Source organism: Fluviibacter sp., assembly GCF_057744235.1.
Window position 1 is genome coordinate 71,903 of record NZ_JBIJFP010000006.1, and the last position, 21,223, is coordinate 93,125.

Annotated in this window: 28 protein-coding genes and 1 tRNA gene; 16 read left to right on the top strand and 13 right to left on the bottom strand. The window is 55.5% G+C overall.

The features are described from left to right. Positions 1–6 precede the first annotated feature (6 nt). From AC3GOJ_RS05145 to rplU, 7 genes are all read right to left on the bottom strand, one after another. Positions 7–234, bottom strand: a complete 228-nt coding sequence (locus tag AC3GOJ_RS05145; RefSeq protein WP_488236392.1) for a DNA gyrase inhibitor YacG — start codon at positions 232–234, stop codon at positions 7–9. Further along, a complete protein-coding gene (gene zapD, locus AC3GOJ_RS05150; RefSeq protein WP_488236393.1) occupies positions 200–949 on the bottom strand; it encodes a cell division protein ZapD in 750 nt (249 codons plus the stop codon). The genes AC3GOJ_RS05145 and zapD overlap by 35 nt, the downstream gene beginning before the upstream one ends. Positions 950–1,024: 75 nt before the next feature. Next, positions 1,025–1,702 (bottom strand): dephospho-CoA kinase, encoded by a 678-nt coding sequence (gene coaE, locus AC3GOJ_RS05155; RefSeq protein WP_488236394.1) that lies wholly within the window; start codon positions 1,700–1,702, stop codon positions 1,025–1,027. Continuing rightward, positions 1,699–2,832, bottom strand: coding sequence for a glutamate 5-kinase (gene proB, locus AC3GOJ_RS05160; protein ID WP_488236395.1), 1,134 nt, complete (start codon positions 2,830–2,832; stop codon positions 1,699–1,701). The genes coaE and proB overlap by 4 nt, the downstream gene beginning before the upstream one ends. Next, complete coding sequence (cgtA, locus tag AC3GOJ_RS05165) at positions 2,829–3,947, bottom strand: Obg family GTPase CgtA (protein ID WP_488236396.1); 1,119 nt, start codon at positions 3,945–3,947, stop codon at positions 2,829–2,831. The genes proB and cgtA overlap by 4 nt, the downstream gene beginning before the upstream one ends. 82 nt (positions 3,948–4,029) lie before the next feature. Then, a complete protein-coding gene (rpmA, locus tag AC3GOJ_RS05170) occupies positions 4,030–4,290 on the bottom strand; it encodes a 50S ribosomal protein L27 (protein ID WP_488236397.1) in 261 nt (86 codons plus the stop codon). Positions 4,291–4,317: 27 nt separating this feature from the next. Further along, positions 4,318–4,629, bottom strand: a complete 312-nt coding sequence (gene rplU, locus AC3GOJ_RS05175; protein WP_488236398.1) for a 50S ribosomal protein L21 — start codon at positions 4,627–4,629, stop codon at positions 4,318–4,320. 236 nt (positions 4,630–4,865) lie between these two features. Here rplU and AC3GOJ_RS05180 point away from each other — a divergent pair, with 236 nt between their 5' ends. Together AC3GOJ_RS05180 and AC3GOJ_RS05185 are read left to right on the top strand one after the other, a co-directional pair. Then, positions 4,866–5,795 carry a polyprenyl synthetase family protein gene (locus AC3GOJ_RS05180; protein ID WP_488236424.1) on the top strand — a complete coding sequence of 310 codons (930 nt, stop codon included), beginning with the start codon at positions 4,866–4,868 and terminating at the stop codon, positions 5,793–5,795. Positions 5,796–5,810: 15 nt separating this feature from the next. Continuing rightward, the gene (locus AC3GOJ_RS05185) at positions 5,811–6,161 is read left to right on the top strand and encodes a DUF1622 domain-containing protein (RefSeq protein ID WP_488236399.1); all 351 of its coding nucleotides are present in this window, start codon (positions 5,811–5,813) and stop codon (positions 6,159–6,161) included. Between the two features lie 75 nt (positions 6,162–6,236). On the opposite strand, the gene AC3GOJ_RS05190 is transcribed toward AC3GOJ_RS05185, so the two are convergent. Next, positions 6,237–7,685: a DUF3734 domain-containing protein gene (locus AC3GOJ_RS05190; protein WP_488236400.1), complete on the bottom strand. Its 1,449-nt coding sequence runs from the start codon at positions 7,683–7,685 to the stop codon at positions 6,237–6,239. Between the two features lie 143 nt (positions 7,686–7,828). Here AC3GOJ_RS05190 and AC3GOJ_RS05195 point away from each other — a divergent pair, with 143 nt between their 5' ends. The 6 genes from AC3GOJ_RS05195 to AC3GOJ_RS05220 are packed head-to-tail and all read left to right on the top strand — an operon-like array spanning position 7,829 to position 14,236. Then, entirely contained in the window at positions 7,829–9,868 is a 2,040-nt protein-coding gene (locus AC3GOJ_RS05195) for an FUSC family protein (protein ID WP_488236401.1), read from the top strand. Beyond that, complete coding sequence (locus tag AC3GOJ_RS05200) at positions 9,862–10,065, top strand: DUF1656 domain-containing protein (RefSeq protein ID WP_488236402.1); 204 nt, start codon at positions 9,862–9,864, stop codon at positions 10,063–10,065. Before AC3GOJ_RS05195 ends, AC3GOJ_RS05200 begins: the two co-directional genes overlap by 7 nt. 3 nt (positions 10,066–10,068) lie before the next feature. Continuing rightward, on the top strand, positions 10,069–11,037 hold the full coding sequence (locus tag AC3GOJ_RS05205; protein WP_488236403.1) for an HlyD family secretion protein: 969 nt from the start codon (positions 10,069–10,071) through the stop codon (positions 11,035–11,037). Then, positions 11,016–12,620 carry an efflux transporter outer membrane subunit gene (locus AC3GOJ_RS05210; RefSeq protein ID WP_488236404.1) on the top strand — a complete coding sequence of 535 codons (1,605 nt, stop codon included), beginning with the start codon at positions 11,016–11,018 and terminating at the stop codon, positions 12,618–12,620. Before AC3GOJ_RS05205 ends, AC3GOJ_RS05210 begins: the two co-directional genes overlap by 22 nt. Positions 12,621–12,675: 55 nt before the next feature. Next, positions 12,676–13,425, top strand: coding sequence for an acetoacetate decarboxylase (locus tag AC3GOJ_RS05215; RefSeq protein ID WP_488236405.1), 750 nt, complete (start codon positions 12,676–12,678; stop codon positions 13,423–13,425). Between the two features lie 28 nt (positions 13,426–13,453). Continuing rightward, on the top strand, positions 13,454–14,236 hold the full coding sequence (locus AC3GOJ_RS05220) for a 3-hydroxybutyrate dehydrogenase (RefSeq protein WP_488236406.1): 783 nt from the start codon (positions 13,454–13,456) through the stop codon (positions 14,234–14,236). Positions 14,237–14,303: 67 nt separating this feature from the next. Here the strand turns inward: AC3GOJ_RS05220 and AC3GOJ_RS05225 are convergent, their stop codons facing one another. The 4 genes from AC3GOJ_RS05225 to AC3GOJ_RS05240 are packed head-to-tail and all read right to left on the bottom strand — an operon-like array spanning position 14,304 to position 16,369. Next, positions 14,304–15,176: a hypothetical protein gene (locus tag AC3GOJ_RS05225; RefSeq protein WP_488236407.1), complete on the bottom strand. Its 873-nt coding sequence runs from the start codon at positions 15,174–15,176 to the stop codon at positions 14,304–14,306. Then, complete coding sequence (locus tag AC3GOJ_RS05230) at positions 15,173–15,745, bottom strand: disulfide bond formation protein B (protein ID WP_488236408.1); 573 nt, start codon at positions 15,743–15,745, stop codon at positions 15,173–15,175. Before AC3GOJ_RS05230 ends, AC3GOJ_RS05225 begins: the two co-directional genes overlap by 4 nt. A gap of 15 nt (positions 15,746–15,760) precedes the next feature. Further along, on the bottom strand, positions 15,761–15,913 hold the full coding sequence (locus AC3GOJ_RS05235; protein ID WP_488236409.1) for a DUF5993 family protein: 153 nt from the start codon (positions 15,911–15,913) through the stop codon (positions 15,761–15,763). Between the two features lie 15 nt (positions 15,914–15,928). Beyond that, positions 15,929–16,369: a c-type cytochrome gene (locus tag AC3GOJ_RS05240; protein ID WP_488236410.1), complete on the bottom strand. Its 441-nt coding sequence runs from the start codon at positions 16,367–16,369 to the stop codon at positions 15,929–15,931. Between the two features lie 91 nt (positions 16,370–16,460). Between AC3GOJ_RS05240 and AC3GOJ_RS05245 the strand changes: the two genes are divergently transcribed. The 7 genes from AC3GOJ_RS05245 to AC3GOJ_RS05275 all read left to right on the top strand — a co-directional run bounded on the left by AC3GOJ_RS05245 (position 16,461) and on the right by AC3GOJ_RS05275 (position 19,060). Continuing rightward, positions 16,461–16,658, top strand: a complete 198-nt coding sequence (locus AC3GOJ_RS05245) for a hypothetical protein (RefSeq protein WP_488236411.1) — start codon at positions 16,461–16,463, stop codon at positions 16,656–16,658. Positions 16,659–16,739: 81 nt separating this feature from the next. Further along, entirely contained in the window at positions 16,740–17,315 is a 576-nt protein-coding gene (locus tag AC3GOJ_RS05250; RefSeq protein WP_488236412.1) for a hypothetical protein, read from the top strand. A gap of 41 nt (positions 17,316–17,356) precedes the next feature. Further along, entirely contained in the window at positions 17,357–17,488 is a 132-nt protein-coding gene (locus AC3GOJ_RS05255) for a hypothetical protein (RefSeq protein WP_488236413.1), read from the top strand. A gap of 24 nt (positions 17,489–17,512) precedes the next feature. After that, entirely contained in the window at positions 17,513–17,674 is a 162-nt protein-coding gene (locus tag AC3GOJ_RS05260) for a hypothetical protein (protein ID WP_488236414.1), read from the top strand. 79 nt (positions 17,675–17,753) lie between these two features. Continuing rightward, positions 17,754–18,377 (top strand): histidine phosphatase family protein, encoded by a 624-nt coding sequence (locus tag AC3GOJ_RS05265; RefSeq protein ID WP_488236415.1) that lies wholly within the window; start codon positions 17,754–17,756, stop codon positions 18,375–18,377. 124 nt (positions 18,378–18,501) lie between these two features. Continuing rightward, positions 18,502–18,578: transfer RNA gene (locus AC3GOJ_RS05270), tRNA-Pro, on the top strand. Positions 18,579–18,796: 218 nt separating this feature from the next. Continuing rightward, positions 18,797–19,060: a hypothetical protein gene (locus tag AC3GOJ_RS05275; protein ID WP_488236416.1), complete on the top strand. Its 264-nt coding sequence runs from the start codon at positions 18,797–18,799 to the stop codon at positions 19,058–19,060. A 27-nt stretch (positions 19,061–19,087) separates the two neighbouring features. Here the strand turns inward: AC3GOJ_RS05275 and AC3GOJ_RS05280 are convergent, their stop codons facing one another. Continuing rightward, the gene (locus AC3GOJ_RS05280) at positions 19,088–19,771 is read right to left on the bottom strand and encodes a hypothetical protein (RefSeq protein ID WP_488236417.1); all 684 of its coding nucleotides are present in this window, start codon (positions 19,769–19,771) and stop codon (positions 19,088–19,090) included. A gap of 152 nt (positions 19,772–19,923) precedes the next feature. Here AC3GOJ_RS05280 and AC3GOJ_RS05285 point away from each other — a divergent pair, with 152 nt between their 5' ends. Continuing rightward, a complete protein-coding gene (locus tag AC3GOJ_RS05285; protein ID WP_488236418.1) occupies positions 19,924–21,033 on the top strand; it encodes an acyltransferase family protein in 1,110 nt (369 codons plus the stop codon). The last annotated feature ends 190 nt before the right edge of the window (positions 21,034–21,223 follow it).

Consider the following 21,223-nt stretch of genomic DNA (forward strand, 5'->3'; position numbering starts at 1 on the left):
TGTGCCTTATTGCTCGGTGGGCGGATCGTCGGAGAGCCCCTGATCGTTTTCCTGAACCGGAATGCGGTAGGACTCCGAGGCCCAGGCGCCGAGATCAATCATTTTGCAGCGCTCAGAGCAGAAGGGGCGCCATGTGTTTGCAGGCGTAAAGGGTGATAATTCACCGCAATGCGGGCAGGGGACTTTCGTGCTCACGGGTTTAGATGGCGCAGAAGGTGAGATCGAAGCGCACATCGCGTTCCACCTGGCGCGGACGCTGGTGGAAATCGGTTTCCATGAACCGCAGGTTCAGGGCGTATTTATTGGCACTGGTTTCCGGCGTGATCATGGCGTCGTGAATGCGGATGCGCAGCATCTGGGCGTTAACGCCGGCCAGGGTGCGCTGGTAGCTGCCACGCGAGGCGGTGTAGGCCTCCGGTGTGCCGCTGTCGCGTAAGAGATGCAGCACAATGGCCAGGCCGTCACGCAACGGCAGGAAAGGCTCCAGCCAGGTTTGCAGGTCTCGTTGACGTTGTGCGGTCGGCTGGTTCAGCCAGAGATGGTAGGACGGAATGTCGAACTCACTCAGACCGCCCGGAATCAGCGAACGGTTCTTGACGGAGATCAGCCATTCGTTGTCACGCAGATGCTGACCCAGTTTGCCGCTGAGGGCATGCAGCAGATTGAGCGCTTCGCTGATTTCATCGAGTGCCGTATCCAGGGCCTCGGACGAAATATTCGGATTGTCACGGAATGCCGTGAGTACCTGACGCTGGCGCTCGAGTTCCTGCAGCAACTCGGACTTGAGATCCGGCCGGGCGACTTCGAGGATTTCAAAGAGAACCGTCAATGCGGCATGATGATCATGAATATCCGGCGCACCCAAATAGTGCGCCATGCGCGCGAACAGATCTTCAAGCCGCAAAAGGGCCCGAATGCGTTCGGTCAGAGGGTATTCGTAGATCAACACGATAGGTTTGGTTTTGACCCTGGTTGGCGCCAAATCGACGGATTCTTCAAATAATAGCCCTATTTGTAGCATTTGTTACACGCAACCCGCGTTTTTATCGTGTTTTTCATGCTGCGCCGCGAGCACCAGATACTGCGTATGGATGGCACCGAGTTGTGCATCGCGTTCCGCGGGGGTGCCGCTGTTGTCGATGGTTTCGGTGGCTAATGCCAATCGCTGGTCACGCGGGGCCTGTGCTTGCAGCATCAGATCGGCCATGTCTTCGCTGAGACCTTTACCACTGGCGCGTGCCAGGAGGCGGGCTTTCTGGATTTCCGGGGGGCAATCGACGACGAGGACCCGGTCAGCCTGTTCTCGCAAAAAGCCGGTTTCCGCAAATAACGGAATGTCGGCAACCACATACGGCGAGGTTGCGGCGGCGATGGCCCGGAGGGCCTCTCGCCGGATCATCGGGTGCAGAATCTGCTCCAGGCGGGTTTTACGGTCGATCTGGTGAAAGACGATGTCGCGCAAGGCGGCCCGGTTCAGCGTGCCGTCGGTGTTGAAGATGCTGTCACCGAATTCGGCGCGTAATGTCGCCAGGGCTGTGCCGCCGGGGGCGGTGAGCTGATGGGCAATCCGATCGGTGTCGATGACCTCGACGCCTAGCAGGCGCAGCCGTTCGGCAACCGATGACTTGCCTGTGGCAATGCCGCCGGTGAGTACAACCAGCGGGCGATCAATCTGCAGGTCGCTGGTTGTGGGATGGCTCATACGAGAACGAGATTGTCCCGGTGAATCAGTTCGGCAGCATCCAGATAGCCGAGACGGGTTTCGATCTCGCCGCTCGGGCAGCCGGCGATACGGCGGGCTTCGCTGCTGGCGTAGTTGATCAGACCGCGGGCGATTTCCTGGCCGGTTTCGTTCAGGCAGGCGACCACCGCGCCACGTTCGAATTCACCATCGACCTGGGTGACGCCGACCGGCAGCAGGCTGCTGCCGGCCAGTAGCGCTTTGCTGGCACCGGCATCCAGCTGGATACGTCCGGCCAGTTGCAGGTGATCGGCCAGCCATTGCTTGCGGGCGGCCAAGGGTTGCTGGCTGGCCACGAGCAGCGTGCCGAGTGGTTCGCCATTGAGTAAACGGGGGAGGGCTTCGGGTGTTCGTCCGCTGGCAATGACGGTATGCGCACCACTGCGCGCCGCACGTTTGGCGGCCCAGATCTTGGTGATCATGCCACCGGTGCCGACATGGCTGCCGCTACCGCCGGCCATCCGTTCATATTGTTCATCGCCCGCTGCGCCCTGTTGCACGAGGGTGGCGGAGGCGTCTTTACGCGGATCGGCCGTATAGAGGCCTTCCTGGTCCGTCAGGATGATGAGTGCATCGGCTTCGATCAGGTTGGCCACGAGTGCGCCCAGCGTGTCGTTGTCGCCAAAGCGGATTTCATCCGTGGCCACCGTGTCGTTTTCATTGATAATGGGTAGGACACCCAGATCCAGCAGGGTGCTGATCGTGGCGCGGGCGTTCAGGTAGCGCGTGCGGTCGGCCAGGTCTTCGTGGGTAAGCAGAATCTGGGCCGTACGGATACCGTGCGCGCCAAAGGCCTGCTGATAGGTTTGTGCCAGGCCCATCTGGCCCACGGCAGCGGCCGCCTGGAGTTCGGGGATGCTGCCGGGGCGTTTGCGCCAGCCCAGTTGCTGCATGCCACAGGCGATGGCTCCGGAGGAGACCAGAAGTAAACGGCAGCCCTGTGCAGCTAGCGCGGCCATCTGTTGTGCCCAGCTGTTAATGGCGTTCAGGTCGAGGCCCGTACCATTGTTGGTGATGAGTGCGCTACCGATCTTAACGACCAGCGTGCGGGCGTCAACCAGGGGTTGGCGGGCAGCTACGCGCTGGGTCACGATGCATCTTCCTCGTCTTCGTCGATGTAGACCGTTTCGCCATCAGGCATCACGTCCCGGATGTCGTGTTCGGTATGTACGGGCAGGGCCGGCGGCATGGCATCGAGCGCGTCCTGAATTGCAAAAATCAGCGGCTTGGTGCCGTCGCCCGTGATCGCGGCAATCGAGAAGTGGCGGTCGGCTTTGCCTTTGGCCTTCTTAAACTTCTTCAGGAAGTCGTCGATGCGCTGCTGACGTTCTTCTTCGGGAATCAGATCGAGTTTGTTCAGAATCAGCCAGCGGGGCTTGTCGGCCAGCGTCGGGTCGTACTTTTCCAGTTCACCGGCAATGGCGATGGCATCGCGTACCGGGTCGGCCTCCGGGTCGAAGGGCGCCAGATCGACCAGGTGCATGATCAGGCGGGTGCGCGCCAGGTGGCGCAGGAAGCGGTGGCCAAGGCCAGCGCCTTCGGCAGCACCTTCGATGACGCCAGGAATATCAGCAATCACAAAGCTGCGGTTTTCATCGGTGCGCACGACCCCCAGGTTCGGATGCAGGGTCGTGAAGGGGTAATCAGCCACTTTCGGTTTGGCAGCGGACACCGAGCGGATGAACGTGCTCTTGCCGGCGTTAGGTAGGCCGAGCAGGCCGACATCGGCCAGCACTTTGAGTTCTAGCTTGAGCATGCGCTCTTCGCCGGGCGTGCCTCGGGTGAACTGGCGGGGCGCACGATTGACGCTGGACTTGAAGTGGATATTGCCGAGGCCACCTTTGCCGCCTTGGGCGACCAGGACTTTTTTGCCGTCTTCGTTCAGGTCGTGCAACACGACACCGGTTTCGTGGTCTGAGATCACCGTGCCGACCGGCATGCGCAGGGTGATGTCGTCAGCGCCAGCGCCATAACACTCGGCGCTCATGCCGTTTTGACCATTGCGTGCCAGAAATTTGCGGGTGTAGCGATATTCCACCAGCGTGTTGATGTTGCGGTCAGCGATGGCCCAGACGCTGCCGCCTTTGCCGCCATCGCCGCCGCTGGGGCCGCCCCGGGGGACATATTTTTCACGGCGGAATGCGGCACAGCCATCGCCGCCTTTGCCGGCAATAACCTCGATACGCGCTTCATCAATAAATTTCATGGCTGCTCTGCTAAAGAAAAAGCCCTACCGGTGAGGATAGGGCTTTAATGTGTCGGCGGGCAAGTGCCCGACCAGACACGAATTACTGTGCCGGCTGAATGACAACCGTGCGACGCTTCTGTTCGCCCTTGACGGTGAACTTGACGGTGCCGTCGATCAGCGCGAACAGGGTGTGATCCTTGCCCATGCCGACGTTGTCGCCCGGGTGGAACTCGGTACCACGCTGGCGAACGATGATGTTGCCGGCTTTGACCAGTTGACCGCCGTAGCGCTTGACGCCAAGTCGTTTGGCTTCTGAGTCGCGGCCGTTACGTGAACTACCGCCTGCTTTTTTATGTGCCATGGTGTGAGGCTCCTTAGCTAAACCGGATTAGCCTGCGATCGCGTTGATCTGCAGTTCGGTGTAATTCTGACGATGGCCCTGACGCTTCTGGTAGTGCTTACGGCGACGCATCTTGAAGATACGGACCTTGTCGTGACGACCCTGGCTCAGAACCGTGGCCGAAACGCTCGCACCTGCCACCAGCGGCGCACCGATTTTTACGGATTCGCCTTCGCCGACCATGAGAACCTGGTCGATGGTGATCTGGGTGCCAACTTCTGCCGGTATCTGTTCTACTTTGATTTTTTCACCTGCGACAACGCGATACTGCTTGCCGCCGGTTTTTATGACCGCGTACATGTTGGACTCCAAAGGGATATTGCAAAGAACTCGCAAGTTTACGCAAAAAATCCTTTGTTGTCAAAGCGTTTGATGTTTTTACCCTTCGCCAGTGATCTCGGTAGGGATTTTGCCTTGACTCGGGGCGCTAGCGCCCGTAAATTCGGCTCTTTTACGCCTACAGATGGTTTCTCTGCGTGACAGCCAGCACCCGCCAACCCTCCAAACCGTTATTTGCCACATTGATCGCCGATGAAATGCGGCAGGTCGATGATGTCATCCGTGCCTCCCTGCATTCGGAGGTTGTCCTCGTTCGGCAAGTGTCGGAATACATTATTCACAGCGGGGGTAAGCGGCTGCGTCCGGCGTTGCTGCTGCTGACCGCCGGTGCCTGTGGCGTGCCGGGACCGCAGGCGCGTACCCTGGCTGCGGTGGTGGAATTCATTCATACCGCCACGCTGTTGCACGATGATGTGGTGGATGAGTCCAGCTTACGCCGTGGCCGTGAAACCGCCAACGAACTGTTCGGCAATGCGGCCAGTGTGTTGGTGGGTGATTTTCTCTACTCCCGTGCCTTCCAGATGATGGTGTCGGTGGGCCGGATGCGTGTGATGGAAGTGCTGTCGGAAGCGACCAACATCATCGCCGAAGGCGAAGTCCTGCAGCTGATGAATTGTCATGATGCCGATGTGAATGAAGAACGCTATCTGCAGGTGATTCGTTACAAAACCGCCAAGCTGTTTGAAGCCGCCTCGCGCCTCGGTGGCGTACTGGCGGATGCGGATCCGGTACTGGAAGAGGGCCTGGCGCGCTACGGTATGCATCTGGGCACGGCTTTCCAGATTATTGACGATGTGCTTGATTATTCGGGCAACGAGGCGGATACCGGTAAGCATCTGGGCGACGATCTGGCGGAAGGGAAGCCGACACTGCCGCTGATTTATGCCCGAGATCGCGGCACGCCTGACATTGCAGCGGCGATCCGTCATGCCATCGAGACAGGTGGCCTGCAAGAGTTTGATGCCGTACTCCATGCCGTGCATGCCAGTGGTGCCCTTGAGATGGCGCGTGATGCCGCTAAACGGGAAGCCACGCTGGCGCACGCGGCGCTCAATGATCTGCCGGATTCGGTGTTCAAGCAGGCACTGGAAGAACTGGCCGACTTTGCCGTCGACCGTTCGCATTAAGCGCAAAGCACTAACATGAATCACCTGGCGTTTATCGAACTGATGGGCGAATGGGGGGATGCCCTGGGTGTGGCAGTGATCGTGATCGGTGTCCTCTGGGGCCTGGCGCGCTTTCCGCTGGATCTGATGCGTCGCGGTGTGGATGTGGCCTATACGGGGATTCGTAACCAGATCATTCGTACGTTGCTGCTGGGGCTGGAAATTCTGGTAGCAGCCGACATCATCCGTACCGTGGCCGTAAGCCCGACGCTGACCAGCGTGGCTGTGCTGGCCGCGATTGTGGTGATCCGCACGTTCCTAAGCTGGTCCCTGATCCTGGAAATGGAAGGGCGTTGGCCCTGGCAGAAGACAACGCCGAAACACTGAAGGTGACCGATGAAATAACGAAGGGCCGCAGCCTGCGGCCCTTCGTTATTGCTGATTGCCAGGAATGAGCCTGGATTAACGCTTTGTTGTCGCCTTGCGGGCCGTTGGCTTGGCTGATGATTTGGCCACTGGCTTTTTGGTCACCGTTGCGGCTGCTTTCGTTGCCGTTAATGGCCCTGCGAGTCTGGTTTCGGCTTGAACCGGCTTGTTGGCGACGGCTTTGACAGAGGCCTTCGGTGCTACGAGTTGCTTCTCCGGGTGTTTGACACTACCGCCCTGACCGGTGGTCGTTTCGAAAACATAGGCCATCGTGGCATTCTGGTTGAACATGGGGTCGGGAGACTCCGCCGTAAAGCGGGCTTTGCGGTGCACGTCGTACGTGACGAAGTTTTCACCTTTGGATGGGATTTCGAGGCAGCCTGGGTCAGAAAACGTGTCGTTCATGTCGGCCAGCCCCATCGCCCAATGGCGCTGCATGCTTTCGGAACTGAATTCGGCATCCTTGTACTGGCCTTCGCCGGTTTTATTCTGGTAAATCAGCTGAATCACGTTGAAGCTGGAGCCCATCGCATGATCGGCCATCTGGGCAAAGAACGGGTCGGCCTTGCGAACGGCTTCCGGGATGCGATCAATGGTTTCCAGCAAAAGCTGCCGCATACGGTGCATGTTGCGCACGGTATCGGTAATAGCCCGTGTCCGGCTGGAGTACTGGATATCTTTCTGTCGTTCGGAGATTTCGAAAATATTGCTGGGTAGTTTGCCGTGGGCGCTCCAGAGATCGACCTGGAAGATCAGCGAATCCAAGCTGGCTGTTTCATTCATGATGTACATGAGGGGCGTGTTGGATACGCAGCCGCCGTCCCAGTAAAACTCGCCGTCAATCTCCGTCGCCGGGAACCCCGGGGGTAGCGAGCCGGAAGCCATGACATGTTCGGGTCCGATGACCATATGGTGGTTGTCAAAGAAGACAAAATTACCCGTGCCGACATTGGTCGAACCCAGTGAGATGCGCATGGCATCCTTGTGGTTGATGCGATCGAAATCAACCAAACGCTCCAGCGTACTCCGGAGGGGCGACGTGTCGTAGAAGCTGATCTGGCTCGGGTTGCCGAAGCCGGGGGCAAAGGGACGTGGGTAAAAAAACTCGTTCTGGCCTTCGAGTATGGCCATGCTCGCGGCAAAGGAGCCAAAGGCCTTGTCGACGGTGTTCTTGATGGTTTCCTGAAACGGTGCAAATCCGAAGCCCAGCGTATTGACTGCTTCGGTCACGAAACTGGCCGTCATTGAGGGCGGGCGGCAAACGGTATCCCAGAACTCATGCAGACGTTCGACACGTTTCTCCGGCGGGTTCCCGGCGACCAAAGCCGCATTGATCGAACCAATCGAAATGCCGGCAACCCAGGTGGGCTCGATACCTGCACTGGCAAGGCCTTCGTAAACGCCGGCCTGATAGGAACCGAGAGCGCCACCCCCCTGAAAAATGAGGGCAACCTGCTTGTAGGGGGGGAGTTGAATTTTTGTCATGCCGCGATTCCTTGATGGGTTCTGTCGTGCAGAGGTTCGTGTTGGATGCCTGCATTATGCAATGTATCATTCGGCTTCGCCATAATTAACTGATTTTTAGCGACTTTCCTTTCATTTGCTTTCGGATTGTCGCAGTTCTTTATATGACTACCTTGCGCTGGCTACCTGCTCTGGAGTTTCCGGTATCGCCCGAAAATATGGCGAGGGTACGTGCCGGCTTGAAACTCGGGTTGTTGACGATGGTGGCCTTCGGTCTGGCGCTATTTACCAGTTTCGAGGCGCTTATTGATATGGCGGGCCTGGCCGGGATGTGTGCAGCGATTCTGGCAATGCCCGATGCCGGTGCAGTCTTCGCCAAAAGCTATGCCCGCCTGTTTGGAACGGTTGCGGGTGGGGTCGCTTGTGCGGCGTTATTCTGGGTCTTTCCTCAGGCACCGTGGTTGTTCGCAGGAGGCATGGCCATCTGGATGGGCATATGTGCCTTCTGGGGATGCAAGCTCAAATATTTTGGTTCCTATGCCTCGGTTCTGGGCGGCTATACCGCGGCAGTTGTGGCGAAATCCACACCGAATCCGGAAGTCGCCATCCGTATTGCAGGTGAGCGTGTCAGTGTCATTGTGATTGGCATTCTGGCGGTGGCGTTTGTCTGGGGGGTGTTTCATATCCGCAAGGGATTTCAGGTTTATTTGCCACCGCTGCGTGAAATGAGTGACCGTATCATTTCGCAAGTGACACAGGTGGTAGATCAACCGGAGGCCTATGATCATGTGGCCACGATGCGGGCCTGGGCCAAGGATATCGAGGCGATGCACCAGAGCCTGGAATATGCCAGCGCCGAAGACCCGGAGGTGGCCCTTCATGCCCGGTCGATTCGCTGCGGCTTGAATGAGTTTTTTGCCGACATTGCCGACTTCAATATCCGTCTTAAGGAACTGGGCGTCTTGCTCAAGGATTCGCCCGACCGGGCCATTGCCGATGAGGTGAATGCGGAAATTATCGAAGCCTTCAAGGCGCGACTCGATGAACCGGATGCCCAGGCGGATGCCCGGATGCAGGCTACCCGTGAACGGGTAGCGGCGTATTTCAAGGCGCAAACAAAACCCAGTCTTCTGGAGTGGTCACGGCTACTCGCGGAAATTGATGCGGCTCGTAAACTGATCGACACCATGAACCGGATTCGCCGCGGTCGTGAAACCTATGATCAAGAGGATGTTCGGTCGCTGGGGCAGGCCACATCGTTCACTCATAGTTTCTATACGGGTGCCGTGGTGGCGTTTACCTTTCTGGTCGCCTGGGGGGTGTTTATTGTCAATGAGTGGCAGACCGCGGGCATGATGTTTGTTGTGATGACGGCGATCCTGATGCAACTTGTCAGCGTGACGGACGATCCGGTAACTTCGATCAAGAGTTTCCAGCTGGGAGTTGTCGGATGTCTGGTGCCGGCCCTGTTGTGTTCACAGGTGCTGATGCCGCTCGGGAGCGGTTTTCCCTGGCTGCTCCTGTCGTTTTCTGTAATCATTGTTCCATGCGCTATCTTGCGTGCATTTCCGCAAACGCAGACCATGGGGAATACCTTCATGGTGTACGGCATGATGCTGAGCCTGCCGGATAACCAGATGACTTACGATTTGCAGGGTTTTCTCAATAATGTGCTTGCAATGAGCGGTGCAGCGACGATGTCTTTGGCTTCTGTGCTGATTTTCTTTCCACTGCGTAATCGTAGTAAGGCACGTCTGGTCGAACGGCGGGCGTACCGGGAACTGTGGAAGTTGCCCCGCCATCTGCGCAAGGATCGCTTTGCCGAATGGGAAGATCGCCAGCAGGAGCGGATAGGCTTCATTGATCGTATCGGAAGCCTCAAAAACACGGTGATTGCCACCGAATCCATTCAGGCGCTCCTGATCATGATGCGTATTGCCCGCTGCTTTCGCCGTCAGCGTCGTGACTTGTCCGGGTTATCGTTGTCAGAGACTCTAAGTCAGCAATTGACCAAGGCTGAATGGTTCTGGTCGCATCAGCTAGATAGTCCAGCGCGCTTTCAACAAGTGGCTCAACGTCTGATCGAGTCGCTGGAGGCTGAATCACAGAAACAGCCAGTCCATCGGCTAGAATTACAGGCGGCCGCTCTGGAGTGGCGAATGATTGCCAAAAATAACCAGGTGCTTGCTTCTTTACCATGCTAGCGAATGTTGATGTCTACGGTTTTTACATCGCGCCATTTGCCGCGGATGTGGTGTCGACACTGTTCGCCTTTTATTTCTTGCGTAAGGTACTGGCACGTTTTGGCATTAACCGGATGGTCTGGCATCCGAATTTATTCGAGATCGCGCTGTTTTCGATCATTCTCTGTTTGTTTGTCATGTATCGGGCGAGTGGTTAGGGTATGAATACGGATTGGAAAAAACGCATTCCGGATTGGGTGCCCACAGACCGTTCGCTGGTCGGTGTTCTGGTGACGCTGCTATTTGTGGTGGTCGCCATCTACCTCGGCTGGGTGTTATGGAACCTGTACATGCGTTCGCCCTGGACACGGGATGCCTTTGTGCGGGCGGAAGTCGCTGATGTGGCGACGGAAGGGGTGTCGGGTTACGTGACGGCCATTTACGTCAAGGATAATCAGAAGGTGCAGGCGGGAGATCCGCTGTTCGACATTGACCCGACGCGTTATCAGTATGCCGTAAAAGAAGCCGAAGCCCAGTTCGAAACCGCCAAGAAAAAACTGGTGCTGCAGAAATCGCTGGCCAAGATGCGGATGAATGCACAAGGTGCGGTTTCAGTGCAGGATAAGCAGATCTACGAAACGGATGCCGAAGTCGCACAGGACAATGTCGATAACGCCAAAGCGGCACTCGATCTGGCCAGGTACAACCTGTTTCGCACCAAAGTGGTGGCGCCCTGTGACGGCTATATGGCCAATATGCGTCTGCGCATGGGGGATTATGCCCAGTCCGGCCAGTCGAAGATGCAGATTGTGGATAACACCACGTTCTGGATTGAAGGTTACTTTGAAGAAATCAAACTCATCAACGTCAAGGTGGGTGCCAAGGCGACCATCAAGCTGATTGCCTATCCGCAGATTCTGCAAGGGGAAGTGAAGAGTATCGGCCGAGGTGTGCTGAATCAGAACAATGCCCCTGGCTACCAGGGTTTGCAGAACGTGAATCCGATTGATGCCTGGATTCGTCTGGCGCAGCGGATACCGGTGCACATTGCCATTACCAATGTCCCGGAAGGTGTGTTCCTGGCTGCCGGTTTGACTGCCAGTGTGGACGCGGGGCCGGAGGCGCAGCGTCTACTGGAGCCGCGTTCCCTGCTTGACTGGATCCAGCGATGGCTCGAGTTCAACATCTGATGCGTCGATCCCTGCTGTTAGGCATTATGGCCGCTGCACTGGCCAGCACCCTGAGCGGGTGTATGACTGGCCCGGATTTTGTGCCCCCGAAAAACGAGCAGCTGCCGACCGCATTTTCTCGCCCCGATCTGATGCCGGTGAACGGCCAGACCGTTGATCCGAATGCGCCGGATGCTGCGTTGCAGGCCGAGATCATGCGCTGGTGGCAGGTCTTTGATGACCCGGTCCTCAACCGGCTGATGACGACCGCCGTTGAGAACAACTGGGATGTGTTGATTGCCACTCAGCGCATTGAACAGGCGCGAGCCCAGGCGGCACAGACTCAGTCGCAGCTGTTTCCGCAGGTATATCTTGATCCGTCCATGGGGCGCCAGCAGACAGGTACTACCAACAAAATGTCAGGCGTTGGCCTGGTCGAAGCATTAAGCCTTCCCCTCAATGTGACCTGGGAGTCGGATGTCTTTGGTCAGATCAAGCGGAGTACGGAATCCCAGGTTGCCAAGGTCAAAGCGGCTCAGGAATTCCGAAGAAATGTGCTGGTGTCGCTCACATCAGAACTCGCCAGCCAATATAGCAACTTGCGTATGTTGCAGGCGCAGATCGACTATACGGAAAAGGCGATCGAGGCCTCTAAACGACGGCTTGAGCTGACCAGGTTGCTGCTCCAGCGTGGGATTGATAGCGATTTGAATCTGGCGCAGTTTGAACAGGCATACGAACTGCAGTTAAGCCAGTTACCCCCATTGAAAGCACAAAGAGACTGGGCGATTTACCAGTGTGGTTTTCTGGCGGGGGGCTTCCCATTGGATCTCCAGAGCACTCTGGAAAAACCGGGTGCCCCGCTTTTGACTCGAAAGTCCTTGCCGGCAATGTTGCCATCCCAGATGTTGCGAAACCGGCCGGATATCCGCCAGGCGGAACAGGTATTGGCGGCCTCGACGGCCAATATCGGGGTGGCCGAGGCCGCATTCATGCCTAATTTCTCCATCCCGCTGGGCGCAGGCTACAACACAGGGCCCTGGGGGCTGCTTTTTAACCCGGCCAGCTTTATCTGGAACTGGGCACTGAACATCACACAACCGCTTTATACCGGAGGCCAGTTGCAGGCCAGCCTGGCCGTCGCCAATGCAACCCGTGAACAGGATCGGCTAGCTTATGAAAAGGCCGTCCGGTCGGCAATGACCGATGTGGAAAAGGCTTTCGCCGGTTTCGATAATTACCGGATCCAGCGTGGCAAACTGCAAAGTACGGTTGAGGCCCAGCAGCAGGTGTTTTTCAACAACCAGGTGCTTTACAAGGTTGGCATTCAGCCCGAGTTCCAGTATCTGCAGTCCCTGATTGCGCTTAATAACAACCAAATCAGCCTCGTCCAGTCTCAGAACAACGAAGCCGTTCAACTGATTTCACTCTACAAGGCGATGGGTGGCGGCTGGCAGTGGGAGGCACCCTCGCAACAGGCCCCAACGGATGATGGTATGACGACGCCGGGTACGTTGCGCCAGATCATGGATGATAATCTCGGGACATCCCTGTCTTCAGAAAAGCAAATGAAAGCAACTTTCAACACAACGCGTGCAGAATGATTGTCGTCACAAAGTTCGCGTATAGTCATTCCGTTAACCCTTGGAGATGTGTCACATGAAGATTGAAGAAATCCGCAAGAATGCGTTTGCGATGCCGTATCTGAGCCCGGCCTACTCGAAAGGGCCGTTCGAGTTTTTTGGTCGTGAATTTCTGATCATCAGCTACCGCACGGATCCCGAGCTTTTCCGGGCAGCCGTGCCTGAGCCGCTGGGTATGAAGGATCCGATTGTCAATTTCGAGTTCATCCGCATGCCGGATTCTGCAGGATTTGGTGATTACACGGAGAGCGGGCAGATTCTCGCGGTGGTCGACCAGGATGGCAAACCGGCGGGTTACAGCAATTACCTGTATCTGGACGATGAAGCGCCTACCGCAGGTGGCCGTGAGATCTGGGGATTCCCGAAGAAGCTGGCCAAGCCCAAGCTGGAGATTGATGGCGATGCGCTGGTCGGCACACTGGATTACGGCAAGATTCGTGTCGCTAATGGCACGATGGGTTACAAGTACACCCCGATCGATGCGGAAGCTGAAGCCAAGAAGATGATGGCGACTCCCAACTATCTGCTGAAAATTATTCCGAATCCAGATTGCACGCCGGCGATTTGTCAGCTGACGCGTTACTATGCTCAGAATGTGAAGATCGGTCAGGCTTGGACAGGCCCGGCAGCACTGGAGCTCTTTAAGCATGCGCTGGCACCCGTTGCCAATCTGCCGGTGCTCGAAGTGATCGGTGCCAAACATCTGGTTTGCGAGAACTACACCATCGGTACCGGTGAAATTGTGTTTGATTATCTGAAGTCCTAATTCAATCCTATCCACAAAAGGAAAACGTATGTCGCTTAAAGGTAAAGTTGCTCTGGTTACGGGTGCTGCCAGTGGTATTGGCCGTGAGTGCGTGCTCAATATGGCCGCCAAGGGTGCCAAGGTTGTGATCGCTGATCTCAGCCTCGAAAACGGTAACCTGGTGGTTGATGAAATCAAGAAGGCCGGTGGTGAAGCCATGGCCGTTGCTATGGATGTCTGCAACCAGGATCAGGTGAACGCCGGGATTGATGCTTGCGTGAAGGCCTTTGGTGGTATTGATATTCTGGTGTCGAATGCCGGCATCCAGATCGTACATCCGATCGAAGATTTTCCGTTTGCTGACTGGAAGAAGCTGTTGTCGATCCACCTGGATGGTGCCTTCCTGACGACGCAGGCGGCGATTAAGCACATGTATGCCGCCGGCAAGGGCGGCAAGATCATTTATATGGGCTCGGTGCATTCGCATGAAGCGTCAAAGCTGAAGGCTGCCTATGTGACCGCCAAGCACGGTTTGCTGGGTCTGGCCCGTGTGGTAGCCAAAGAGGGTGGTCCGCATGGCGTGAGCGCCAATGTGGTGTGCCCGGGCTTTGTGCGGACCCCGCTGGTCGAGAAGCAGATTCCGGAGCAGGCTGCCGAACTGCACATCACCGAAGATGAAGTCATCAAGAACGTGATGCTTAAAGATACGGTGGATGGTCAGTTTACAACGACCGATGATATCGCTGAAATGGTGGCCTATCTGGCAGGTACCGAAACCAATGCCATTACCGGTCAGTCGTTCATTGTGAGCCACGGCTGGTTCATGCAGTAATCACGGCTTCATCAGCAAAAAAGGCGAGGATCCATCCTCGCCTTTTTTACGCTTCGATACTTTGTAGTTAGAACGTATACATGATGCGGCCATAGGTGCTCCAGAAGTAATTGAAGCTGTCATTAACCAGCTGTGCGGCACCGCCCACGCTGGCACCCCAGTGGTTATCGAAACTGTAGGTCAGCATGGCATCCGCCGGCACAAACCATTTGCCGTTACGGGCACTCATGGTGAGTCCGATTTCATCCCAGAAAGCGACTTTGAGTTTGGGGGTGATCTGGAACCCTGTCGCTGGGTAGATCTCCAGTGTGCGCATCAGCGTGGTGCGCGGTGACATCGGTGTCATGCCCATCATGTAACGGACGGAGGGCGAAAAGAAGCTGAACGCGCCGGCATTTTTGGGGGTGAACGTCATGGCCAGTTGCGGGCCCAGAGCCCACTGAGCAGAGGAATAGGCTGGGTTGTTATAGCCCGTGGGCATGACCAGGCGGAAGCCGCCACCAAAAGTCACGTTCTGCGCAACTTCCGGTGTGTAACCAGCCAATGTCCAGCGGGTATTGCCCGGATTGAAGTCACCACCGCCACCACCGTTGAATTTTGGGCCGCTGTTGGAGTTCAGGCTGGTATCCAGCCGTGTAACGGCCTGGGCGCCAGAGCGCCCGATCGGAAATGAGTGGTAAAGGCGTGGCTGGATGTTGTTGCTGGCACTGGCGTGGCCCTGGGCGTTATGAAAGCCCCAGATTTCCAACCAGGTTTTACGTTTGCTGGCGTAGAACAGTTCGTCATCGGCTTGCGCTCGGCTTTCAGCATTGATGATGACATCATCGGTTTGTGGCCGTGCGGGGTTGTCTGTCGATGACGTGTTCTGTGCCACGGCCAACCCGTGAGTCATCATTCCTGTGAGCAGCGCAAACAGGGTGCGGGCAATATACGCACTCATTGCTTCTGACCTAACAGGCGGAAAAACTCGTCAAGCCACAAATAGCGGATCGGATCATCCGGGCACTGGGTGAGGCCGCACGCCAGGAGCGTTGAAACCACATTGCCGGTAATCATGATGACGAAGCCTACGTAAGTCCATGTAGCAGCACGGCGCGCTGGCGGGGCGCTGACATGATTTCCCTTGCCGCTTAAGCAAAGTAATAAAACGATACCCAGCATGATGCAAACAAAAGTGATGAACGACCAGGTGTACAGATGTAATCCAAAAACGGCTTTGCTGAACCCGGGGTCTCCGGGGGCAATGTGCAAAAGGATCTGACGCATCGATGTGGCAGCACCGACGATAGTGCCAAAGAGTGCCACGCCATAATGTAAGGGCTGAATCCCGAAGCGTAGGTTAAGAAAGAAGCCCATGCCTGCAGCGATCAGGCCGGCTCGCTGTAACAGACAGAGTGGGCAGGGTAGCTCTCCCAGGACCAACTGTTCGATAAATGCCCCTCCGAGAACAGCGGTGATCAGGCCAAGGGCCAGTGTATTCAGTGTGTATGCAATACGGTCAAGGCTCATGATCCGTCGGTACGCTTAGAGGCTGATCGGTAATTTATCGGTCATGTGATGCATGAGGAGTGCGCCCAGTGTGATCGTCGTGAGCAGTGCCGTCGCGATGCCGAGGTTGCGTCGACCGGTGAGAATCAGTATTGCTGCAATCAGGGCGATCAGAAACACGATATACATGGGAACGCCCCCGGCTTATTGTCGGCTGGCCGCCGCTTTTTTGAGGCGGGTGGCGTGTCGTTTCTCGCCATCGAGCCGTGCCGCACGGACGTTGCTGTCGGTTGGTTCCGGAAACTGGCCACCGGCCTGTGCGACCATGTATACGACGGCACGAGCGACCTCAATGTCGTAGAGCGCCGGTGCGCCGCCTTTAGGAGGCATCATCCGGACACCCGTCAGTGCGCTACCGACCAGATCTTCATAGCCTTCGGCAACCAAAGGTGCCCAGGCCTGACGATTGCCAGTTTTAGGGGCACCGGCCAGGCCGTGGCCGTGGCAAGTAACGCATACGGCATTGTAGACCTGCTCCCCGTTCATGGCGGCCTTGCCGAACGCCGGTGCTTTGTCGGCGGCAAAGGCGTTGGATAGGGTGGATGCCAGGCAGTAGAGAGTTGTGATGATCAGCGTTTTTTTCATAAGGCTCTAAGCAAGGAGTATTTGTCCGGATCGTAGCAGAACTCTTGCACAAGCTTGTGAATACGGGCCTAATAAGCGCATGAAAAGATTCATGATCTATCTGTTAGGGTTATTCGTCTCGGCCTGCTCGACATCGCCCAGAGCACCGGCGCTCACGTATCGCTCTGGCAATCAGCTGGCAGAGACCGATAAGCTTGGCTATCACATCAGCGATCCGGTGATGCGGCAGAAAGTGCTTGAGCTCTACAAGCGCAAGGATATCGTGGTCGAACAGGTGGTGATTCGCTAGATGGACCTATTGGATAAAACCGGTGGGCGATGTTAGGCTTAGCCCACTATTTGTCGTATGAAGCCGTTTAAGGAGTCTTTTATGAAAACAACCAAGCAGCAGATCAAGCGTACAGTCAGTCTGGGTGTCGCCCTTGCCAGTATCGCCGTAGTGACCGGCTGTGCCGGCATTGTACCGGCCGCTAACATCAAGCCGGGCTTTTCGAACGTGGCTCAGGTCGAGCAGTCCATGGGTAAGCCGGATATGACCTGGCGCAACAGCCAGGGCAAGGTGATTCAGGCAGCGTACTCGGATCAGCCAGCCAGCTTTACGACTTTCATGGTGTATTTCAATGATCAGGGTGTCGTGACGGGGGTTGATCAGGTCATGAATAACCGTAACTTTGCCAAGATCCAGAAGGGCATGGATGGCAAGCAGGTGCACCAGATTCTGGGGCCGGAACGCTCTGTAGATCATTTCAGCGCACTGCACCAGGTTGACTGGAACTACGGCTACTGTTCCGATAATGATGGCCGTGAAGTTTTTTCAGTCAGCTTTGATGATCGCACGATGAAAGTGAATGGTAGCGTGACCACGCCGGATCCATTGTTCTCGCTGGGTGACAACGAAGAGGCTCGCTGCGTGCCTTATATCCAGGGTGAAACCTACGCACGTTGATGGTAAACGATCGCCATTCAAAGGAGTCTGGTATTGTTCTGGTGCCAGACTCCGTTCGTCAGTTGGGAGGCTACGAACTGGATCTCCTGAAATTCTGTTATTTCGGCTGGCTGAATGGATTAACGCTCGGCTTGAATTTCTGGCAGCAACAGTTTTTGCCGCTCGAAGAATAGATCGAGCTCACCAAAGGAACATAGATGCCACTAGTCATTGCAATGATTGTGCTGCCGATTGTCGGTGTTTGGCTGATTTACGAAATCGTGACGAAACTTTGTAAAGCCTCTGAAAATGCTTACGAGGCTGAAAAAGAAAATAAAGAGTTTGCCAGAGAACTCAAAAGCGAAGATCAAGGCAAGTAGGCGCTTCCATCCGAGCATGCACGCAATGTGCATGAGACTGGCTCCTTGATCCATCGTTCAAATAGATGACATTCACCGTATGACCGTCAAGATACTATTAGTCCGTCATGGCCACGTTGAGGGGATATCGCCCGAACGGTTTCGCGGTCGAGCGGAAATCCCGCTTTCGCCATTGGGTGAAAGGCAGCGCCTCCTGACTGCTGCAAGAGTTCAACAGAGTGCCGTGCCAGCAATCGTTTTTACAAGTTCTCTGGGGCGCTGTATCGCCACTGGTGACGCGATTGCAACGGCTTGTGGTGTAGAGACCCAGGTTTTGCCTGACCTGTACGACATTGATTACGGTTCATGGCAATGGAAAACTCATGACGAGGTTCGCCAAAGCGAGCCCCTGGCATTTGAGTGCTGGAAAAAGTTTCCTGATCAGATGCAAATGCCAGCCGGCGAATCACTGCAGCAGGTTCTTGTCAGAGTAACCAATGCGCTCCTGAGCATTCTTCAAAATTACGCGGGAAAAACGGTCGTGATTGTTGGCCACGATAGTGTGAATCGGGTGCTGCTTTTGCACATGCTGGGTTTGCCGCTTTCTAAGTACTGGCAGATCAAGCAGGATCCATGCTGTGTCAATGAAATTGAGTTTGATCAAGGGCTGTTTCAGATTAAAAGTATCAATGAAACATGGCATCTACACGCGCTTAATCCATAGAAATTCCTGTGCCCTCTTATGGAAGCTCGGAGCGTATCCGTTCCCTTGAAACTTTCCAATATGAATCTTTTTTGCTACAATTTTGCCTCTTGTTAGGCCCGTAAGCATCAATCGCCTAACTTGTCGGGGTGTAGCTTAGCCTGGTAGAGCGCTACGTTCGGGACGTAGAGGCCGGAGGTTCGAATCCTCTCACCCCGACCATTCAAATCAAAACCAGAACACATCACGCCGCCGGCCGTTATTTCTGTTTTAGTCCTGTTCACCGGGTTGTTGATTTTTTATCCAGTGAGCGTAGATTAATAAAAAAAGTAGAGGCTATCTCGTTGGATAGCTCCTGCTGCAGCGACCACCCATACTAATAACAAGGCCGTTTCTAGTCTCTGCTGGCTTTTAATCAGCAAACATGTGAGGAGACGATCATGTTGGCCGTTAATGATTTCATTGGTTGCAGCAATCTTTACGAGTGTGAAGTCGAAGCGATTGCTGAACATGAACACGTGCCGTTGCCCGTGGCAGTGGTCATTGGTGAGTTGTTGCTGACGTCGCCCCAAGGGGTGTGTGAGTTGCATCGAATGGTTGCCGAAGACATTCAGTTCGCTGTGGAAGCGGGTGATTTACCGAAGGCGTTGAGGTTTGCCGAAACCTATGAGGTACTCGCAAAGACCCATCCGTTGCCACACTAATGAACGCTAGGCCGTAGGCTTTTTATGTCAGGGCTGTTGCCGACGGTTGGCGTATTGGCTGTATCCATGAAACACGAGCAGAATTACTAGTAATACGCTCATGGAGCCAAGAGCGTCACCGCTAGCCATTGCCGCCCAGTTGAAAAGTGCGGTGTTGAGTTCCGGGGTATCATAAACCGTACTGATCACTTCTAAGTGATAGATGCTCTGATGCAGGGTGGCAGAAATTAGCGCCTGTGTAACAACGATCCACCCTACATTGGACATGCTTAGACCAGTCAGTGATGGTGGAATCTGGCACAGATGACAGATAATGCGCATGGCCAGATAAGAAGAAAATGCCGATGCCGCGGCGCAGCCTATCACGCCGAGTGGAGAGGCGGTCATGAGCTCCGGAAAGTATAGAGCGTAGGTGACGACTGATCCGATAAAGATGCCTATGGCCCCGGCAAAGCCGAAGGTGAAAACGGCAAGTGTTCTTACCCCAGCTGGAAAAAACGGCAACTCGACACCGGGCGCGAAGTTGAGCCATGGGCGCAGTGGCCCCATTTGCAGATACCACGCCAGAATCCAGGTTGTTGCCCCGAGAAAATAGGGTGTTAGCGGCTCTGAGAGCATGCTTTCAAGCCAGCCGGGCTCCTTGTCAGGGCGGGTGTCGGTTTTGTCGTTGGTAATCCGGTTGAGCATGTGTCGGGTGCTGGCGCGTCGCATACGTATGGTGTGAACTAATTTAACCTATGCAATCTCGTTATTTTCAAATGATCTTCTTTTTTTTGAAGGTGAGAGATCCATCCGCGTAACTGAGGTGAGTTGGATTTTATCGGGTAGGATGCTGGCATTTCATAGAGTCTGTAAGTAGCTGCATGACTTCCACCTTGTATCAGTCACCTTTGTCGGTTGACCGCTCCTTGCTCATTGATGGTTTGAAGGCCATTGCTGCGCAAACTATTGTCATTCATCATCTGGCTTCCTATGGGCCGATGGCGGAATCTGCCGGATTGGCTGCGCCAGATCTGATCAACTGGTTTGCCACTTACGGCCGATGGGCCGTGCAGGTATTTCTGGTCGTTGCCGGTTATCTGACAGCGCAGGCACTCTGTGGGCGATCAACGGCCTTATCACGTCCCTGGAGTTTGCTGGCCAAGCGTTATATCCGGTTGATCTGGCCTTTTGGATTGGCAGTAACGCTGGCGGTGCTGGCCGCCGAAATCGCACGATTCTGGACGGATGACGATATGTTGCCGGCAAGTGCAGGTGTTATGCAGTACCTGATGCATTGGCTGCTGTTGCATGCCGTGCTCGGTCATGAGTCCTTGTCCACCGGTGTCTGGTATGTGGCCATCGATTTTCAATTATTTGCACTCACCGTGCTGTTGCTCTGGAGTAGCCGTGCTTTGCGCTGGTCGGGTTGGGCACCGTTGCTGATTGGGCTGCTGACGTGTGCCTCGCTGATCTGGATTCGTACCTGGACCGATTGGGACAACTGGGCACCCTATTTTTACAATGCCTATGGCGTTGGGTTGTTGGTAGGCTGGTTGACCCAGAAAGAAGCGCCTGCATTGCCGTGGGTGCGGGCCATATTGCTGGCGGTCGTTGGTGTCCTGATCTGGCAGTGGATAGTCACATTCAATGGCCGTCTGGTGGTGATTTTTGTGACGGCCGGGTTGCTTTGGCTGGCGAGTCAGCCGGCAGTGCGATTGGGCGTTTCGACGGGCAGTGGGATGCCGAATGCTTTGCAAAGTCTGTTAGGGTCGGCTGTGCATTACTTGGGGTGTACGTCGTTTGCACTTTTCCTAGTGCATTTTCCTGTCAGCATGCTGATCAATGCAGCACAGGATCGTTTTGACTGGATGACAGCGCAGGATGGGGTGCTGGCGATGGCATGTGCGTGGTTTCTGAGTATGCTGCTGGCCGATTTCTTTTACCGGCATGTCGAGCGCTTTGGCCTCACGTTGAGTCGGCGAATTCGCTGAGTTGGCGATTACGGCTTCAAAAAACAAAACCCCGCGCGACTTGCATCGGGCGGGGTTGGGTCAGGGTACGCTTTACCCCTGAGGCTTAAAGCCAGAAGAATTACTTCTTAGCCTTGGTACCAGCAGCCTTCACAGCAGCCGAGGTAGCAGCAGAAACACCGGCTTCGGTGAATTCAGCAGCCTGCTTGGC

What these genes read in the sequence shown, in the direction of transcription:
- AC3GOJ_RS05180 (WP_488236424.1), top strand. Translation starts at nt 4,866, where the DNA reads ATGCGGCAGGTCGATGATGTCATCCGTGCCTCCCTGCATTCGGAGGTT.
- AC3GOJ_RS05250 (WP_488236412.1), top strand. Translation starts at nt 16,740, where the DNA reads ATGAAAACAACCAAGCAGCAGATCAAGCGTACAGTCAGTCTGGGTGTC.
- coaE (WP_488236394.1), bottom strand. Translation starts at nt 1,702, where the DNA reads ATGAGCCATCCCACAACCAGCGACCTGCAGATTGATCGCCCGCTGGTT.
- AC3GOJ_RS05235 (WP_488236409.1), bottom strand. Translation starts at nt 15,913, where the DNA reads ATGTATATCGTGTTTCTGATCGCCCTGATTGCAGCAATACTGATTCTC.
- AC3GOJ_RS05260 (WP_488236414.1), top strand. Translation starts at nt 17,513, where the DNA reads ATGCCACTAGTCATTGCAATGATTGTGCTGCCGATTGTCGGTGTTTGG.
- AC3GOJ_RS05190 (WP_488236400.1), bottom strand. Translation starts at nt 7,685, where the DNA reads ATGACAAAAATTCAACTCCCCCCCTACAAGCAGGTTGCCCTCATTTTT.
- AC3GOJ_RS05225 (WP_488236407.1), bottom strand. Translation starts at nt 15,176, where the DNA reads ATGAGTGCGTATATTGCCCGCACCCTGTTTGCGCTGCTCACAGGAATG.
- cgtA (WP_488236396.1), bottom strand. Translation starts at nt 3,947, where the DNA reads ATGAAATTTATTGATGAAGCGCGTATCGAGGTTATTGCCGGCAAAGGC.
- AC3GOJ_RS05230 (WP_488236408.1), bottom strand. Translation starts at nt 15,745, where the DNA reads ATGAGCCTTGACCGTATTGCATACACACTGAATACACTGGCCCTTGGC.
- AC3GOJ_RS05285 (WP_488236418.1), top strand. Translation starts at nt 19,924, where the DNA reads ATGACTTCCACCTTGTATCAGTCACCTTTGTCGGTTGACCGCTCCTTG.
- AC3GOJ_RS05275 (WP_488236416.1), top strand. Translation starts at nt 18,797, where the DNA reads ATGTTGGCCGTTAATGATTTCATTGGTTGCAGCAATCTTTACGAGTGT.
- AC3GOJ_RS05145 (WP_488236392.1), bottom strand. Translation starts at nt 234, where the DNA reads ATGTGCGCTTCGATCTCACCTTCTGCGCCATCTAAACCCGTGAGCACG.
- AC3GOJ_RS05205 (WP_488236403.1), top strand. Translation starts at nt 10,069, where the DNA reads ATGAATACGGATTGGAAAAAACGCATTCCGGATTGGGTGCCCACAGAC.
- AC3GOJ_RS05195 (WP_488236401.1), top strand. Translation starts at nt 7,829, where the DNA reads ATGACTACCTTGCGCTGGCTACCTGCTCTGGAGTTTCCGGTATCGCCC.
- AC3GOJ_RS05210 (WP_488236404.1), top strand. Translation starts at nt 11,016, where the DNA reads ATGGCTCGAGTTCAACATCTGATGCGTCGATCCCTGCTGTTAGGCATT.
- AC3GOJ_RS05200 (WP_488236402.1), top strand. Translation starts at nt 9,862, where the DNA reads ATGCTAGCGAATGTTGATGTCTACGGTTTTTACATCGCGCCATTTGCC.
- rpmA (WP_488236397.1), bottom strand. Translation starts at nt 4,290, where the DNA reads ATGGCACATAAAAAAGCAGGCGGTAGTTCACGTAACGGCCGCGACTCA.
- AC3GOJ_RS05185 (WP_488236399.1), top strand. Translation starts at nt 5,811, where the DNA reads ATGAATCACCTGGCGTTTATCGAACTGATGGGCGAATGGGGGGATGCC.
- AC3GOJ_RS05215 (WP_488236405.1), top strand. Translation starts at nt 12,676, where the DNA reads ATGAAGATTGAAGAAATCCGCAAGAATGCGTTTGCGATGCCGTATCTG.
- AC3GOJ_RS05245 (WP_488236411.1), top strand. Translation starts at nt 16,461, where the DNA reads ATGATCTATCTGTTAGGGTTATTCGTCTCGGCCTGCTCGACATCGCCC.
- AC3GOJ_RS05265 (WP_488236415.1), top strand. Translation starts at nt 17,754, where the DNA reads ATGACCGTCAAGATACTATTAGTCCGTCATGGCCACGTTGAGGGGATA.
- AC3GOJ_RS05220 (WP_488236406.1), top strand. Translation starts at nt 13,454, where the DNA reads ATGTCGCTTAAAGGTAAAGTTGCTCTGGTTACGGGTGCTGCCAGTGGT.
- AC3GOJ_RS05240 (WP_488236410.1), bottom strand. Translation starts at nt 16,369, where the DNA reads ATGAAAAAAACGCTGATCATCACAACTCTCTACTGCCTGGCATCCACC.
- rplU (WP_488236398.1), bottom strand. Translation starts at nt 4,629, where the DNA reads ATGTACGCGGTCATAAAAACCGGCGGCAAGCAGTATCGCGTTGTCGCA.
- AC3GOJ_RS05280 (WP_488236417.1), bottom strand. Translation starts at nt 19,771, where the DNA reads ATGCGACGCGCCAGCACCCGACACATGCTCAACCGGATTACCAACGAC.